At 71.1% G+C, this 15,179-nt stretch carries 13 protein-coding genes and 4 tRNA genes; 7 read left to right on the top strand and 10 right to left on the bottom strand.

Features of this window, described 5'->3' with window-relative positions:
- Nucleotides 1–19: 19 nt before the first annotated feature.
- From IE269_RS11455 to IE269_RS11435, 5 genes are all read right to left on the bottom strand, one after another.
- The gene (locus IE269_RS11455; protein WP_189822717.1) at nt 20–2,368 is read right to left on the bottom strand and encodes a DEAD/DEAH box helicase; all 2,349 of its coding nucleotides are present in this window, start codon (nt 2,366–2,368) and stop codon (nt 20–22) included.
- A gap of 194 nt (nt 2,369–2,562) precedes the next feature.
- Nucleotides 2,563–3,153: a hypothetical protein gene (locus IE269_RS11450; protein WP_189822716.1), complete on the bottom strand. Its 591-nt coding sequence runs from the start codon at nt 3,151–3,153 to the stop codon at nt 2,563–2,565.
- 192 nt (nt 3,154–3,345) lie between these two features.
- Nucleotides 3,346–3,720, bottom strand: coding sequence for a fluoride efflux transporter CrcB (gene crcB, locus IE269_RS11445; protein ID WP_189822715.1), 375 nt, complete (start codon nt 3,718–3,720; stop codon nt 3,346–3,348).
- A complete protein-coding gene (locus IE269_RS11440) occupies nt 3,717–4,187 on the bottom strand; it encodes a fluoride efflux transporter FluC (protein WP_189822714.1) in 471 nt (156 codons plus the stop codon). Before IE269_RS11440 ends, crcB begins: the two co-directional genes overlap by 4 nt.
- Complete coding sequence (locus IE269_RS11435; RefSeq protein ID WP_189822713.1) at nt 4,184–4,534, bottom strand: metallopeptidase family protein; 351 nt, start codon at nt 4,532–4,534, stop codon at nt 4,184–4,186. Before IE269_RS11435 ends, IE269_RS11440 begins: the two co-directional genes overlap by 4 nt.
- Before the next feature lie 251 nt (nt 4,535–4,785).
- Here IE269_RS11435 and IE269_RS11430 point away from each other — a divergent pair, with 251 nt between their 5' ends.
- The 4 genes from IE269_RS11430 (at nt 4,786) to IE269_RS11415 (ending at nt 6,676) form a co-directional block, all read left to right on the top strand.
- Nucleotides 4,786–6,312, top strand: a complete 1,527-nt coding sequence (locus IE269_RS11430) for a metallophosphoesterase family protein (protein ID WP_189822712.1) — start codon at nt 4,786–4,788, stop codon at nt 6,310–6,312.
- Between the two features lie 81 nt (nt 6,313–6,393).
- Nucleotides 6,394–6,466 (top strand) — tRNA-Glu (locus IE269_RS11425).
- A gap of 38 nt (nt 6,467–6,504) precedes the next feature.
- Nucleotides 6,505–6,579, top strand: a tRNA-Asp gene (locus IE269_RS11420).
- A gap of 20 nt (nt 6,580–6,599) precedes the next feature.
- Nucleotides 6,600–6,676, top strand: a tRNA-Phe gene (locus IE269_RS11415).
- 70 nt (nt 6,677–6,746) lie between these two features.
- Here the strand turns inward: IE269_RS11415 and IE269_RS11410 are convergent.
- The 4 genes from IE269_RS11410 to IE269_RS11395 all read right to left on the bottom strand — a co-directional run bounded on the left by IE269_RS11410 (nt 6,747) and on the right by IE269_RS11395 (nt 9,506).
- Nucleotides 6,747–7,298, bottom strand: coding sequence for a Uma2 family endonuclease (locus IE269_RS11410; RefSeq protein WP_189822774.1), 552 nt, complete (start codon nt 7,296–7,298; stop codon nt 6,747–6,749).
- 91 nt (nt 7,299–7,389) lie between these two features.
- On the bottom strand, nt 7,390–8,247 hold the full coding sequence (locus tag IE269_RS11405) for a cytochrome c biogenesis CcdA family protein (RefSeq protein ID WP_189822711.1): 858 nt from the start codon (nt 8,245–8,247) through the stop codon (nt 7,390–7,392).
- Nucleotides 8,244–9,068 carry a DsbA family protein gene (locus IE269_RS11400; RefSeq protein ID WP_189822710.1) on the bottom strand — a complete coding sequence of 275 codons (825 nt, stop codon included), beginning with the start codon at nt 9,066–9,068 and terminating at the stop codon, nt 8,244–8,246. Before IE269_RS11400 ends, IE269_RS11405 begins: the two co-directional genes overlap by 4 nt.
- Before the next feature lie 78 nt (nt 9,069–9,146).
- Nucleotides 9,147–9,506 carry a hypothetical protein gene (locus IE269_RS11395; protein WP_189822709.1) on the bottom strand — a complete coding sequence of 120 codons (360 nt, stop codon included), beginning with the start codon at nt 9,504–9,506 and terminating at the stop codon, nt 9,147–9,149.
- A 222-nt stretch (nt 9,507–9,728) separates the two neighbouring features.
- Between IE269_RS11395 and hrpA the strand changes: the two genes are divergently transcribed.
- The 3 genes from hrpA to IE269_RS11380 all read left to right on the top strand — a co-directional run bounded on the left by hrpA (nt 9,729) and on the right by IE269_RS11380 (nt 14,231).
- Complete coding sequence (hrpA, locus tag IE269_RS11390) at nt 9,729–13,676, top strand: ATP-dependent RNA helicase HrpA (RefSeq protein ID WP_189822708.1); 3,948 nt, start codon at nt 9,729–9,731, stop codon at nt 13,674–13,676.
- A 99-nt stretch (nt 13,677–13,775) separates the two neighbouring features.
- Nucleotides 13,776–13,850: transfer RNA gene (locus IE269_RS11385), tRNA-Asp, on the top strand.
- Between the two features lie 123 nt (nt 13,851–13,973).
- On the top strand, nt 13,974–14,231 hold the full coding sequence (locus IE269_RS11380; RefSeq protein ID WP_189822781.1) for a DUF6274 family protein: 258 nt from the start codon (nt 13,974–13,976) through the stop codon (nt 14,229–14,231).
- Nucleotides 14,232–14,807: 576 nt separating this feature from the next.
- Here the strand turns inward: IE269_RS11380 and bldC are convergent.
- On the bottom strand, nt 14,808–15,014 hold the full coding sequence (gene bldC, locus IE269_RS11375) for a developmental transcriptional regulator BldC (protein ID WP_003949541.1): 207 nt from the start codon (nt 15,012–15,014) through the stop codon (nt 14,808–14,810).
- Nucleotides 15,015–15,179: the final 165 nt, after the last annotated feature.

Below are 15,179 nucleotides of genomic sequence, written 5' to 3'. Positions count from 1 at the left end.
GCATCGCGTTCAGGCTGACTCAGCCGTTGCGCTTCCAGCGCGGCTTGTCGTCGCGGCGGCCGAAGGAGCCGGTGCCGGTGCCCGTGCCACCACGGTGGTCGTCACGACGGCCGTACGGGCGGTCGCCGCCGCCGAAGGAACGGCCGCCCGAGGGGCGCTCGTCACGACGGTCGCGGTTGAACGGACGGTCGCTGCCACGGTGTCCGGCCGAGGGACGGTCGTCGCGGCGGAAGCCGCCACGGTCGCCGCCGCGGTCGTCACGGTCGTCGCGACGGAAGCCGCCGGAGGGGCGGTCGTTGCGGTCGTTGCCGCGGTAGCCGGTGGCCGCCGGACGGTCGCTGCCGCTGCGCTCGCCGCCGCGGAAACCACCGGACGGACGGTCGTCGCGACGGAAGCCGCCACGGTCGCCACCCCGGTCGTCACGACGGTCGCCGCCACGGAAACCACCGGACGGACGGTCGTCGCGACGGAAGCCGCCGGAGGGACGGTCGTCACGACGGTCGTTGCCGCGGAAACCACCGGACGGACGGTCGTCACGGCGGAAGCCGCCACGGTCGCCACCCCGGTCGTCACGACGGTCGCCGCCACGGAACCCACCGCGGTCGCCGCCGCGGTCGTTGTTGCCGCGGTAGCCACCACGGTCGTCACGGCGCTCGAAGTTGCCGCGCTCGTCACGGCGCTGACGCTGCTCCTCCGCCGCCTTCGCGGCAGCGGCGGCCTCGGCCTGGGCCTCTTCCAGGGCCTCGGCCTCGGCGGCGGCAGCAGCCTCGGCGACAGCGGTCTCCGGGTCCTCGCCACGCTCGCGGGCGGCACGGGCGACCAGACGGTCGGCCTCCTCGCGCAGCTCGGTGGCACGGCGCTGGACGCGCTCCAGCTCCTTCGCCAGCTCCTTGGCCTCACGCTCGGCCTGCTTGGCGGAGTTGGTCGCGGAGTCGGCCTGGACCTCGGTCAGCGAACGGGCGCCGGTGATCTCGGCGACCTCCGGGTCGAACGCGCCGGAGCCGCCGACGATGTGACGCGAGGCGTCGACGCCCGCGTCCTCCATCAGCCGGAAGATCTGGCGGCGCTGGTGCGGCAGCGACAGGGAGACGACGACACCGGACTTGCCGGCACGGGCGGTACGGCCCGAGCGGTGCAGGTAGTCCTTGTGGTCACCGGCCGGGTCCACGTTCAGGACCAGGTCGATGCCGTCGACGTGGATGCCTCGGGCGGCGACGTCGGTGGCGACGAGCGCGTTGACGTAACCCTTCTTGAAGTCCTCAAGAACGCGGGTGCGCGCACCCTGGGTCATGCCGCCGTGCAGGGCGTCGGCCTTGACGCCCGAGTCCTGGAGCTGCTCGGCGATGCGGTCCGCGCCCAGCTGGGTGCGGACGAAGATGATCGTGCGGCCCTTGCGGGCGGCGATCGCGGCCGTGACCGGCGCCTTGTCCTTCGGCTTCACGACGAGGACGTGGTGGGTCATGGTCGAGACGTTGCCCTGCGCGCTGTCGACCTCGTGCGTGACGGGGTTGGACAGGTAGCGCTTGACCAGCGTGCCGATCTCGTTCTCCATGGTGGCGGAGAAGAGCATGCGCTGGCCGCCGCCCGGGATCTGGTCGAGCAGCTCGGTGACCTCGGGCAGGAAGCCCAGGTCGGACATCTGGTCGGCCTCGTCGAGAACGGCGATCTGCACGTTCTCCAGCGAGCAGGCGCCGCGGTTGATGATGTCGCGCAGACGGCCCGGGGTGGCGACGAGGATGTCGACGCCGCGCTCCAGGGCGTAGATCTGGTTGCCCATCGACGTACCGCCGCAGACGACCTTCATCTTCAGGCCGAGCACGTCGCCGTACGGCTGGAGGGCGTCCGCGACCTGCATCGCGAGCTCACGCGTCGGGGTGAGGATGATCGCGCGGGGCTTCTTCTTCTCGGTCTGGCCGCCGGCGAGCTGCGCCAGGGTCGGCAGACCGAAGGAGAGGGTCTTGCCGGAGCCGGTGCGGCCGCGGCCCAGGATGTCCTTGCCGGCCAGGGCGTCCGGGATGGTCGCGGCCTGGATCGGGAAGGGGCTGGTGACGCCGTTCTGCGCGAGCTTGCGCACGACGCCCTCGGGCAGGCCCAGGTCGGCGAAGGTGATGCCGGGCTCGGCGTCGTCCTCGTCGGCCTCGGGAGCCTCGACGTCGGCGGCGGGGGCCTCGTCGGCGGCCGGAGCGGCCTCGGCCTCGGCGGCCTCGACGATCTCGGTGGCGGCCTCTACGACCTCGGTGGCGTCAACGACCGGGGCCTCGACGGCCTCGGCGGCGGGGGTGTCGACCGTCTCGACGACCTCGGTGACGACGGCGTCAATCGCCTCGTCAGCGGGCATGGCGGTGCGGTCAGAACTGGAAACAGACATGCGGATGCGAAACCTCTCGGAGTCTCGGCACGCGCCCAAACTCCGTGAATCGCAAGTGAAACCGCCTCTATGCGGTCAGCCACGGCAAGGGAGAGTACGCGCCACACGGCGCTCTTCTGTGTCGGCGCCGGGCAATGGGATCAAACGATCTATAACCATACGCACCCTCCCCCACACCTGGCAAATCGACTCCGCTACACGGCCGCGACCTGCGGTTTCTCCACGGGCCCCGAACGCACCTGCCGGTACTTCACCGGCGACGGGGAGTCCGCCGCCCGGTTCTGCGCGGCGGGCGTCTGTGAGGGCGGCGTCGGCTGCGGCTCGGGCTCGCTCGGCGTCGGGGTCGGCTCGGGGGGCCTGGTGGGCGTGGGAGTCGGCTCCGGGGGCTCCTCGGTGGGTCGGGAGGGGCTCGGCTTCGGCGTCCCCGGGGACGGCGTGGCGCGGCCGCCTCCGGCCCCCGGGGACGGCGTGGCGCCCGGCGAGGCACCGGCCTTGCCGGAGGGAGTGGCCTCGGGGCCCGGCGAGGCGCTGGGGTTCGCCGAGGAGCCGCCCTTGGGGTCGGCGTCCCCGCCGTCCTCGCCGCGCGCCACCGGACCGCCGCCCCGACGCCCCTGGCCCTCGCCGCCCACCACGGCACCGCCGTCCGGCCCGGCCTGCTCCTGCTTGGCGGCCGGGCGTGCGGGCAGCGGTTTCCCCTCCTCGTCACTCACACTCATGCAGCCTGCGGAGGCCGCCACCGCGAGCATCGCGGCGGCGAGTCGGACAGGGGTGGGCAACTGGCGCACGGGCGCACCTCCGGGACGACGGCCGCGGGGGTGACGGCGCACGGGTCTGCGACACTCCCGGAGCCGTAACGGCGAGTTGGGGTCTGCCCCTCTCAACTCCCTTTGCCCCGCCGGGGACACGCGCGGGCACGCGACCACCACGGCCCCGCCACACCCGTACCGCCGCACCGCACACCTCGTACGACCACGGCATCAGCCCCCGAGCCCGCGCCCCAGCCCCGCCCCGAGCGTCACCCCACCCAGCGCGACCAGCACGGACACCGCCGCGTTCGCCCCCGCGAGGAAGCGCCGCCCGGTCTCGGCCAGCCGCAGCGTCTCGTAACTGAACGTCGAATACGTCGTGAGGGCCCCGCACAACCCCGTTCCGACCAGCAGCTGTACGGAGTCGGACGCGGCCCCCACCGCCACCGCCCCGGTCACCACGCCCAGCACCACACTCCCCACCGCATTCACGGTCAGCGTCCCCCAGGGGAAGCCGGAGTCGTGCCGCGACTGCACCGCACGGTCCGTCAGATACCGCAGCGGCGCACCGACCGCCCCGCCGAGGACCACCAGCAGCCAGCTCATCCGGTACGTCCTTCACTCGCCCGGTACAGCCGCCGTGTCAGCACGGCCCCGGCCCACACGGCGCCCAGCGCCCCGGCGAGCGTCCCGAGCAGGTAGCCGACCGCGGTGAGCAGCTCGCCGCGCGCCAGCAGCCCGCTCAGATCCATGGCGTACGTCGAGAACGAGGTGAAGCCGCCGAGCACGCCCACCCCCAGGAAGGGCCGCACCAGCGGATGCACCCGCAACCCGCTCTCCACGACCAGCACCATGAGCACGCCGATCAGCCCCGACCCCACCACGTTGATCCCGAACAGCGCCCACGGGAACCCCGCGCCGGACGCGGGCCACGCGAGCAGCGCCGCGTACCGGGCAGCCGCGCCGAGGGCGCCGCCGAGCGACACCGCGCCCAGCACGGGCAGGACGCGTACGGGCTCGGGGGCGGCCCGCAGATCGACATCGGGGTCGACGGGCTCCCGTACCTCGCTCACCCGTACCCCAGGGCGTGCAGCCGCTCGTCGTCGATCCCGAAGTGGTGGGCGATCTCGTGGACGACCGTGATCTCGGTCTCCGCGACCACGTCCTCGCGGTCCTCGCACATGCGCAGGGTGGGGCCCCGGTAGATGGTGATCCGGTCGGGGAGCACACCGGCGTACCACTCGCCGCGGTCGGTGAGCGGCGTTCCCTCGTACAGCCCCAGCAGGTCCGGGTCCTCCGGGGCGGGCTCGTCCTCCACGAACACCGCGACGTTGTCCATCAACCGCGTCAACTCCGGCGGTATCCGGTCCAGCGCCTCGGCGACCAGCTCCTCGAACTCCTCACGCGTCATCTCCAGCACGGGTCCATTGTGCGGGGGCATCGTGATCTCGGCCCACCCCTTAGCCCCCTTGGGCGGCGCCCCCTTTCCGCCGAGCCCCCTTGGGCGGCGGGGCCGCCCCCCGGGGGCGGAACGGGCGGGCAAGGGGGCGGCCCGCCCGATCCGGGCCCACCCGGACACCGCCCCCTGCCCGCACCCGCAAGCGCCGGACGCGGCCCCGACCGCCCCCGGACCCCCGCATACCGCTCCGCCCGATCGGGCATACGCCCCCAATGGCCCGAGTCCGGCTCCGCCTCCGCCTCCACCCCCGCCCCGCGAACCCGACGCCCCTCCCGCCGCACCCCGACCCGCACCCCCACCCCTGGTCCCGCGCCCTCGGCCTCCTCGCCGTCGTCCTGCTCGGCGCCTGGCTCGGCCTCCTCACCGTCGGCGACGTCCGCACCCCCGTCGGCCCCGTCGACACCACGATGACCCTGCGTCCCTCCCTCACCGGCGGCACCAAGATCAACGTGTCCCCCCTGGGTGCCCTGGAGCTCGACTCCCACACCGCCCCCATCCGCCTCGACGTCGACATCGACCGGCTCGACCCGGCGCGCTCCGCCGCCCTGGTCAACCACCCCGAGCGGATATCCGGCCTCCAGGAGGAGATCACCAGGGACGTCGAGTCCGGCACCCTCGGCCTCGCCCTGCGCTCCTGCGTCGCCGTCCTCGCGGGCGCCACCGCCCTGGGCCTGGCCGTCTACCGCCGCCCCCGCCGCGCCCTCGCCGCCGGCGGCCTCGCGCTGGCCCTGCTCACCGCGTCGGGCGTGACCGCGTACGCGACCTGGAACCCCAAATCGGTCCTGGAGCCGAAATTCTCCGGACTCCTCTCCTCCGCGCCCTCCGTCGTCGGCGACGCCCGCAGCATCGTCACCGAGTTCGACGTCTACCAGCAGGAACTGGCCCGCCTGGTCACCAACGTCACCAAGCTGTACGACGCCGCCTCGACCCTCCCCGCCTACCAGCCCTCCCCCTCCACCTACCGGGTCCTGCACGTCTCGGACATCCACCTCAACCCGGCGTCGTGGCACATCATCAGCTCCCTCGTGGAGCAGTACGACATCGACGCGATCATCGATTCCGGCGACACCATGGACCACGGCAGCAGCGCCGAGAACGTCTTCCTGGACCCGATCCCCGACCTGGGCGCCCCGTACATCTGGGTGCGCGGAAACCACGATTCGGCCGCCACCCAGGCGTACATGTCGCGCCTGAAGAACGTCCACGTCCTCGACCACGGCAGCGCCGTCACCGTCGCGGGCGGCCTGCGCGTGGCGGGCACGGGCGACCCCCAGTTCACCCCGGACCGCTCGGTCAAGCCCCAGGGCGATGCCGACGAGCGCGCCGCGGGCGTCCGGCTGGCCGCCTCCCTGCGCGGCCAGAAGGCCGCCGGAACCCCCGTCGACATCGCGGTCGCCCACAACCCCCTCGCCGTCACCCAGACCGACGGCGAGGTCCCGCTCGCCCTCGCCGGCCACACCCACTCCCGCAAGACGGAGGTCATGGCCAAGGGCACCCGCCTCATGGTCGAGGGCTCCACGGGCGGCGGCGGCCTGCGCGCCGTCGAGGGCAAGGGCGACCCCGAGAAGATCCGCGCCTCCCTCCTCTACCTGGACCGCGACACCCGCCGCCTCCAGGCCTGGGACGAGATCACCCTGGGCGGCCTGGGCCTGACGACCGCCGAGGTCAGCCGCCACCTCCCGGAAACCAACCGCCCCGGAGCGAGGCCCGCCCCCACCCCATCGGCCCCCTCCCCGTAAACCGTTTTGGCGATACCCCCCGGCATCCCATATGCTTCTGACGTCCCCGACGCGCTGCGAAGCGCAAAGGCGGGCCAATTAGCCCTCATCGTCTAGTGGCCCAGGACGCCGCCCTTTCAAGGCGGTAGCACGGGTTCGAATCCCGTTGGGGGCACGCAACACCTGTGCGAGACTCGTGCTCGCACAAAGCTTGGTCCTGTGGAGCAGTTTGGAGTGCTCGCCACCCTGTCAAGGTGGAGGCCGCGGGTTCAAATCCCGTCAGGACCGCTTGCGACTCCGGTCGCAGTGGCTGGGTAGCTCAGTTGGTACGAGCGATCGCCTGAAAAGCGATAGGTCGCCGGTTCGATCCCGGCCCCAGCCACCATTCAAGCAACAAGCTGAAGGCCCGGACGGGATACCGTCCGGGCCTTCAGTCGTTGTCCGCACCCGCCTCCTCAGCGGACCCACTGCTTGAGCGGCTCGGTCTCCAGGGCGAAGCCGAGGGGCTCGGGCAGCTCGACGGTGCGGCCGAAGGGCCGGCGGAGCAGGTGGGCGTAGGTGCCGTTGTCGGGCTCGCTGTGGACGAGGACCTCGCAGGTGTCCCGATCGATCAGCAGGTAGACGGGGATACCGGCCCGGGCGTACGCCGACGGCTTCTCCACCCGGTCGCGCCGGTCCGTGTCGCTGTCGTACGAGGTGACCTCGGCCACCAACAGAACCTGCCCGGCGTCAGCCCATTCGCCCTGACCAGCGAAAACGCCCTTGGGCGCGAGTGTTCCGTCTGGCTTGGCATATCCGTTGCGGTACTGATCGACCCGCAGACCGCGCTCGGGGTAGAGCCAGAGATCGGGGCGATGCTGGATGCAGTGCTCCATGAGCCAACGGATGATCTCGTCGTGATCGCCGTCCGGCACTGTCTTCACTCCCAGCCTGCCGTGGAGGAACTCCAGCCGGACCCCCTCGCGCCCGGCGGCGGCGGCAATGCGCTCGAACTCTTCGGCCAGCATCTGCGGCCGGTCCTCAGTGACGGTCACCACACACCTCCTGCGCCCAGTCTAGGCACGCCCGGGCGCAGGAGGCGGGGCATTCCGTGAGGCGCTATTCGGGCCTGCGAGCTGCGGCTGCGGCGCTCTCGCGGCCCCGGCCGCGCAGGGCCCGTACGCCAAACACCGCCCCCACCACCGCGACCGCGCCCGCCAGCAGTGCCCAGTCCGGGACGGATTCGCCGATCCGGGAGGCCCACTGTTCGACGGCGAAGGAGTCGTCGACGTCGAGGAGGCCGGGCAGGGCCGTGGCGCCGTCGAAGGCGAGGAAGAGGATGCCGAGGGCGACGAAGAAGAGGCCGGAGAGGAGGGAGGTGGTGTGGAGGGAGAAGCGGCCGAGGGTGAGGGTGCGGCCGCGCAGCCACCTCCGTCGTCCCAGGTCGAAGCGTTCCCAGAGCAGGGCGAGGACGAAGAGGGGGACGGCCATGCCGAGCGCGTAGACGGCGAGCAGCAGGCCGCCGTAGACCGGGCTGCCGCTGACGGCGGCCACGGTCAGGACGCTGCCGAGGATCGGTCCCGCGCAGAAGCCCGCCAGCCCGTACACCGCACCCAGGGCGTAGACGGACAGGGCCGTGGTCGGGCGGATCCGTCCCGACAGCTCGGCCATCTTCTTCGAGGCGAAGCCCATGCCGAGGATCTGCGCGACACCGAGCGCGATGATCAGCCAGCCGGCGAGGGTGACCAGCAGCCCCCGGTTGCCGTAGAAGAACCGTCCCGCGAAGGAGCCCGCCGCGCCCAGCGGGACGAGGGTGGTGGCGAGGCCCGCGTAGAAGAGGGAGGTGCGGGCGACGAGCCGGGAGGTGGAGTCGATCGAGTACGCGAAGAAGGCGGGCAGCAGGAGGGCGCTGCACGGGCTGACGAGGGCGAGGAGGCCGCCGAGGAAGGCGGCGAAGTAGCCGATGTCGGGGGTCACTGACCGGCACCCGCACCCGGCGTGGCCTTCTTGCCCGCCTTGCCCGCCTCGGCGGCCTTCTTGGCGGACTCGATGGCCTGCTCGAAGACCTCGTCGGGCTGGGCGCCGGAGATCGGACGGCCGTTGATCAGGAAGGACGGGGTGGCGGTGGCCCGCAGCGCGAAGGCCTCCTCCTTGTCCTTGCGTACGGACGTCTTCGCGTCCTCGCTCGCGGAGTCCGCGGCGAACTTGTCGAGGTCCTTCACCCCGGCCTGCCGCGCGAGCTCCTTCAACTGCTCCGCCCCGAAGCCCTTCGCCTTGGCGTCCTTGGCGTAGGCCGCGGCGTGGAACTGCCAGAAGCGGCCCTGCCGGCCGGCGGCCCAGGCGGCGTGCGCGGCGGCGTCGGACTCCTCGCTCAGGATCGGGTAGTTGCGCCATTCGATGCGCAGAGTCCCGTCCTCGACGTACTTCTTCACGAGCTTCGGCTCGGTGTCGCGGGCGAACTTGCCGCAGAAGCCGCACTTGAAGTCGGCGTACTCGACCATGACGACGGGCGCGTCGGCCGTCCCCTGCGCGAGGGGGTCGCCCTCGGTGCGCCGGGCGAGCTTCTCCAGCTCGGGGAAGACACCGGTCTCGGCCCCGGTGCCACTTTCGGCCTCGGGGGTCGGAGAGTTACTGATCTCCAGGATCGACCCGGCGGAGTCACGGTCGGCGGGCTTGGTCGCGGACCAGGAGGCCAGCCCGAGAAGGACCGCGGCGGCGGCGACGCCGGCCCCGATGAGAATGCCGCGCGTCTTGCCGCTGCTCTTGCCGTTGCTCTTGCTGGTGCTCTTGTTGTTCATGGACATGGCTGTGCTGTTCTCCTGACGGGAAGGCGGGTTCGGGGCCGGAAACGGGCAGGGGTGTGCCCGTCGCGCTCCCTAGACGCGCAGGAGTACGCCGAGGTCCACGGGGGTGGGCGGGCCCGCCGCCGGCGGGGCACGGCCGGGAGCCGGGGGCGCCAGGAGCCGGTCGAGGGCGGCCGCATCGCCGCTGCCGGGCGTCTCGAAGAGGACGGGCATCAGCTCGTACGAGGTGGAACCGCGCGGCGGAACGGAGGGCTTGCCGGTGTCGTGCGAGGGCGTGGGCCGGCACCCGGGCGTGTCGTCCACGGCCTGGAAGGCCACCGGGCCCCGGTCCCCGGGCGTGTGCCCGGCAGCAGCCTGCCCCGGCAGCCCGCACAGCAGCCCGACCGCCATCACCAGGACGGCGAGGAGCCGGCTCAGGGGGGCGACGGACAACACGGGGCACCTCTCGGGGCGGGCAAGGAAACTTCCGGGCACGGGGCCCGCCCCCGAGGGTACGTGCCCCCACCCACGATCCCGGGCACACCCGGCACGGGGGGGCGGGGCCGGGGGGATGCCCTCCAGGGGCGCAGGAGAGGGAAGGGGCGCACCCGAACACCCCCGCCACCGGAAATGGGTTCGCCACCAACAGACCCGGAGTGAGATCCTGGACCAGGTATGTCTACTTCCCTCGCCGACCTCCAGGCCACCCTCGCCCAGAGCTCGCTCCGTGACGCACACCGCCTCGGCCGCCGCCTCGAAGGCGCCCGTCGTATCCGTAAGCCGGAGGCCCGGCAGGCCGTCCTGGACGAGATCGCCGCCGAGGCGGAGAAGTCCGCCGCCAAGGTGGCCGCCCGTGCCACCCGCGTGCCCCCGATCACGTACCCCGAGACCCTCCCCGTCAGCCAGAAGAAGCAGGACATCGCCGACGCGATACGCGACCACCAGGTCGTGATCGTCGCGGGCGAGACCGGCTCCGGCAAGACGACGCAGATCCCGAAGATCTGCATGGAGCTGGGCCGCGGGGTGAGGGGCATGATCGGCCACACCCAGCCCCGCCGCATCGCCGCCCGCACGGTGGCCGAGCGCATCGCGGACGAGCTGAAGACCCCGCTCGGCGAGGCCGTCGGCTGGAAGGTCCGCTTCACCGACCAGGTGAACCAGGACTCCACCTTCGTGAAGCTCATGACGGACGGCATCCTGCTCGCCGAGATCCAGACGGACCGCGAGCTGCGCGCGTACGACACGATCATCATCGACGAGGCCCACGAGCGAAGCCTGAACATCGACTTCCTGCTCGGCTACCTCGCCCAGCTCCTCCCCAAGCGCCCCGACCTCAAGGTCGTCATCACCTCCGCGACCATCGACCCCGAGCGCTTCTCCCGCCACTTCGGCGACGCGCCCATCGTCGAAGTGAGCGGCCGGACCTACCCCGTCGAGGTCCGCTACCGCCCCCTCCTCGAAGAGGACGGCGACGACTCCGACCGGGACCAGATCACCGCCATCGCCGACGCCGTCGACGAGCTCCAGAACGAGGGCCCGGGCGACATCCTGGTCTTCCTCTCCGGGGAGCGGGAGATCCGCGACACGGCCGACGCGCTCAACAAACGCAAGCTGCACCTCACCGAGGTGCTCCCGCTGTACGCACGGCTGAGTCACGCCGAGCAGAACCGCGTCTTCCAGCGCCACACCGGCCGCCGCGTCGTCCTCGCGACGAACGTCGCCGAGACCTCCCTCACGGTCCCCGGCATCAAGTACGTCATCGACCCGGGCACCGCCCGCATCTCCCGCTACAGCCACCGCACCAAGGTGCAGCGCCTGCCCATCGAGCGGATCTCCCAGGCCAGCGCCAACCAGCGCAAGGGCCGTTGCGGCCGTACCTCCGACGGCATCTGCATCCGCCTGTACTCCGAGGACGACTTCCTCACCCGTCCGGAGTTCACGGACGCCGAGATCCTCCGTACGAACCTGGCCTCCGTCATCCTCCAGATGACCGCCGCCGGGCTCGGCGAGATCGAGAAGTTCCCGTTCATCGACCCGCCGGACCACCGCAACATCCGCGACGGCGTCCAGCTCCTCCAGGAGCTCGGCGCGCTCGACCCGCACGAGAAGGACCCGAAGAAGCGGCTCACCCAGCAGGGCCGCAAGCTCTCCCAGCTGCCCGTCGACCCGCGCCTGGCCCGCATGGTCCTGGAGGCCGACAAGAACGGCTGCGTGCGCGAGGTGATGGTGATCGCCTCCGCGCTCTCCATCCAGGACCCGCGCGAGCGCCCGGTCGAGAAGCAGACGCAGGCCGACCAGAACCACGCCCGCTTCAAGGACGAGACGAGCGACTTCCTCTCCTATCTCAACCTCTGGCGCTACGTCCGCGAGCAGCAGAAGGAGCGCGGCTCGTCCTCCTTCCGCCGGATGTGCAAGCAGGAGTACCTGAACTTCCTGCGCATCCGGGAGTGGCAGGACATCTACGCCCAGCTCCGCTCGGTCGCCAAGCAGATGGGGATCCATCTCAACGAGGAGGACGCCCCGGAGGTCTCCGTCCACACCTCCCTCCTCGCCGGCCTCCTCTCCCACATCGGCCTCAAGGACACCGACAAGAACGAGTACCTGGGCGCGCGCAACGCCAAGTTCGCGATCTTCCCCGGGTCGGCGCTGTTCAAGAAGCAGCCCCGCTTCGTGATGTCCGCCGAGCTGGTGGAGACCTCCCGGCTGTGGGCGCGCGTCAACGCCAAGGTCGAGCCCGAGTGGATCGAGCCGCTCGCCCAGCACTTGCTGAAGCGCACGTACAGCGAGCCGCACTGGGAGAAGGACCAGGCGGCCGTCATGGCGTACGAGCGAGTGACGCTGTACGGCGTCCCGATCGTCGCCCAGCGCAAGGTGAACTACGGGCGCATCGACGCCGAGATCAGCCGCGACCTTTTCATCCGCAACGCCCTCGTCGAGGGCGACTGGCGCACGCACCACAAGTTCTTCGCCGACAACCGCAAACTCCTCACCGAGGTCGAGGAGTTGGAGCACCGGGCGCGCCGCCGCGACATCCTGGTCGACGACGAGACGCTCTTCGACTTCTACGACCAGCGCATCCCCGAACACGTCGTCTCCGGTGCGCACTTCGACTCGTGGTGGAAGCACAAGAAGCGCGAGGAGCCCGAACTCCTCGACTTCGAGCGCGAGATGCTCATCAACGAGAAGGCCGCGGGGGTCACGAAGGACGACTACCCGGACAACTGGCGGCAGGGCCCCCTCAAATTCCGGGTGACGTACCAGTTCGAGCCGGGCGCCGACGCGGACGGCGTGACCGTCCACATCCCGCTCCAGGTCCTCAACCAGGTCACCGACGAGGGCTTCGACTGGCAGATCCCGGGCCTGCGGGAAGAGGTCGTGACCGAGCTGATCCGCTCCCTCCCGAAGCCGATCCGCCGGCATTACGTGCCCGCGCCGAACTACGCGACCCGCTTCCTCGACCGGGCGGTCCCGTCGGCCTCTGGCCGCCAAGGAGCACAGCAGGAGCCGATCCACTTCACGCTCGCCCGCGAGCTCCAGAAGATGGTCGGGGTCCCGGTCTCCGCCGCCGACTTCGACCTCTCCCGCATCCCGGACCACCTGCGCATCACCTTCCGCATCGTCGACGAGCGCCGCAAGAAGCTCGCCGAGGACAAGGACCTGGAGGCCCTGCGCCTGAAGCTCCGCCCGAAGGCCCGCCAGGCCCTCTCCAAGGCGGCGGCAGCGACCGCCGAGCGCGCGGGCGGCGAGACCATCGAGCGCACCGGCCTCACCGACTGGACGATCGGGACCCTCACCAAGGTCTTCGAGACCAAACGGGCCGGGCAGCCGGTCAAGGCGTTCCCGGCGCTGGTGGACGCGGGCAAGACCGTCTCCGTACGGCTCTTCGACAGCGAGGCCGAGCAGCGGCAGGCGATGTGGGCGGGCACCCGCCGCCTGATCCTGCTCAACATCCCGGTGAACCCGGCCAAGTTCGCCTCCGACAAGCTGACGAACCAGCAGAAGCTGGCCCTGTCCAGCAACCCGCACGGCTCCATCCAGGCCCTCTTCGACGACTGCGCGATGGCGGCCACGGACAAGCTGATCGCCGACCACGGCGGCCCGGCCTGGGACGAGGAGTCGTTCCGGAAGCTGTACGACAAGGTGCGCGCCGACCTCGTGGACACGACGGTACGGACCGTGGGCCAGGTCCAGCAGGTGCTGGCCGCGTGGCAGGCGTGCGAGCGGCGGCTGAAGTCGACCAACAGCCCCGTGCTGCTGGCCAACCTCGCCGACGTACGCAAGCAGCTGGACGCCCTGATGCCGGCGGGCTTCGTCACGAAGACCGGGCTGAAGCGGCTCCCGCACCTCATGCGCTACCTGGTGGCGGCCGACCGCAGGCTCCAGCAGATGCCGACCGGCGCCCAGCGCGACACCGCGCGCATGGAGAAGGTCCACGAGATGCAGGACGAGTACGCGTGGCTGCTGGAGCAGCTCCCGCAGGGGCGGCCGGTGCCGGCCGAGGTGCGGGAGATCCCGTGGATGATCGAGGAGCTGCGGGTCAGCTACTTCGCGCATGCGCTGGGCACCGCGTACCCGGTCTCCGACAAGCGGATCGTGAAGGCGATCGACGCGGCGGCCCCCTAGCCGGGACCCGACGGGATCGAGTTCGACTGCACCCTCTGACCTGCTGTACAGTCTGACTCGCAGCAACACGCAGACACCTGCGGAGCGGCTGCGAATCAAGGTCCTGTGGAGCAGTTTGGAGTGCTCGCCACCCTGTCAAGGTGGAGGCCGCGGGTTCAAATCCCGTCAGGACCGCAGTAACGAAAGCCCCGATCCGTACGGATCGGGGCTTTCGCGTGTCTTGACGCGGGCATCTGCCAACGGTAACCCGGAGACGGAGGGATTCCGGTCCTTGGGGGCGGGCGGTGGAGGTGACAGATGGCTGCATCCACGGAGAAGCACGAGACACGGGCCCTGCTGCGTGCCCACCTGGCCGCCGCCACCAGCTACCGGCACCGCACCGGGAGCTGCCCGATCTGCCTGCGGCTGCTGCGCCTCGCGCTCGCCGAGCAGATCGTGGAGGAGTACGGGGAGGAACACCCGGTGGAGCACCCGGCGGAACACCCGGTCGAGCCCGAGGCGGAGCACGAGGCGGAGCACGAGGCGACTCGGGACGAAAGTCCCCCGATCCCGTGACCATCGCCCCGCGATCGGAACCCCGTTCCGGTGGCAAGCTCATTTTTGACAGGCGTCACATCATGTGACGGGCGTCACGAGAAATGTTTGCGGAACGGGTGCACTTATCCCCTCCCTACAACTCGCCAATTTAATATGTGCAATTGCACCCTCTCGTGCAGCACCTCCCCGAGCCCCGCCGGCTCCCCCGCGGCCCCTCCCCCGAGCCCTCCCCAGGTCACGGCCGCGAACGGCACCCGGAGCGCAGCTCGCCGCCACAGGGCGGCTGGAGCCCCCGGACCCCGGGTAACCCCGGCACGGGGACGCCGGGGCGCACAGGGCCCGCACAGGGCCCCCACGGGCCCGTACGGGCACAAAAAAATCGCGCCGGACTCGGCGGAGTCCGGCGCGATCGTGGCACGGCACCCGTTGGGGCGGGCGCATGCCGAGTGGTGCGTGGGCGGGCGTACGGCCCGAGTTGGGGGACCCGGGTCCGAATTACCCTGATTTTTCGGGGTGTTGCCCTGTGTTGCCGTTACTGCGGGTAAAGCTCTGACTCTTCAAGCGTGAAGCGGTAATGCGAGGTAATACGAAGCGTCAGGCCTCGCTGCGCTGCTGCGGGATACCCGCAAGCAGTGCGCGGACCTCGGCCTCGCGGTAACGCCTGTGCCCACCCAGCGTGCGGATGGACGTGAGCTTCCCTGCCTTGGCCCAGCGGGTCACCGTCTTCGGGTCCACGCGGAACATCGTGGCGACCTCAGCCGGGGTCAGCAGCGGCTCGGCGTCAGGGGTGCGAGCGGTCATGAGCGGCCTCCTCGGGAGAACCGAACCTTCACGGTTCTTTCCTCTAAATTCTGCACCTTGACCCGCGTTGCCCGAAATGGCGGACGCGGGCCGAGTCGGTTATAGGACGAACGGCTTGTCCTCGGCACTACAACTACACCATCCGTCCAGCCGCGTGGGCCAAAC

The organism is Streptomyces spiroverticillatus, assembly GCA_014650415.1.
Lineage (GTDB): Bacteria > Actinomycetota > Actinomycetes > Streptomycetales > Streptomycetaceae > Streptomyces > Streptomyces spiroverticillatus.
This window is presented reverse-complemented; position numbering and strand designations above follow the sequence as displayed.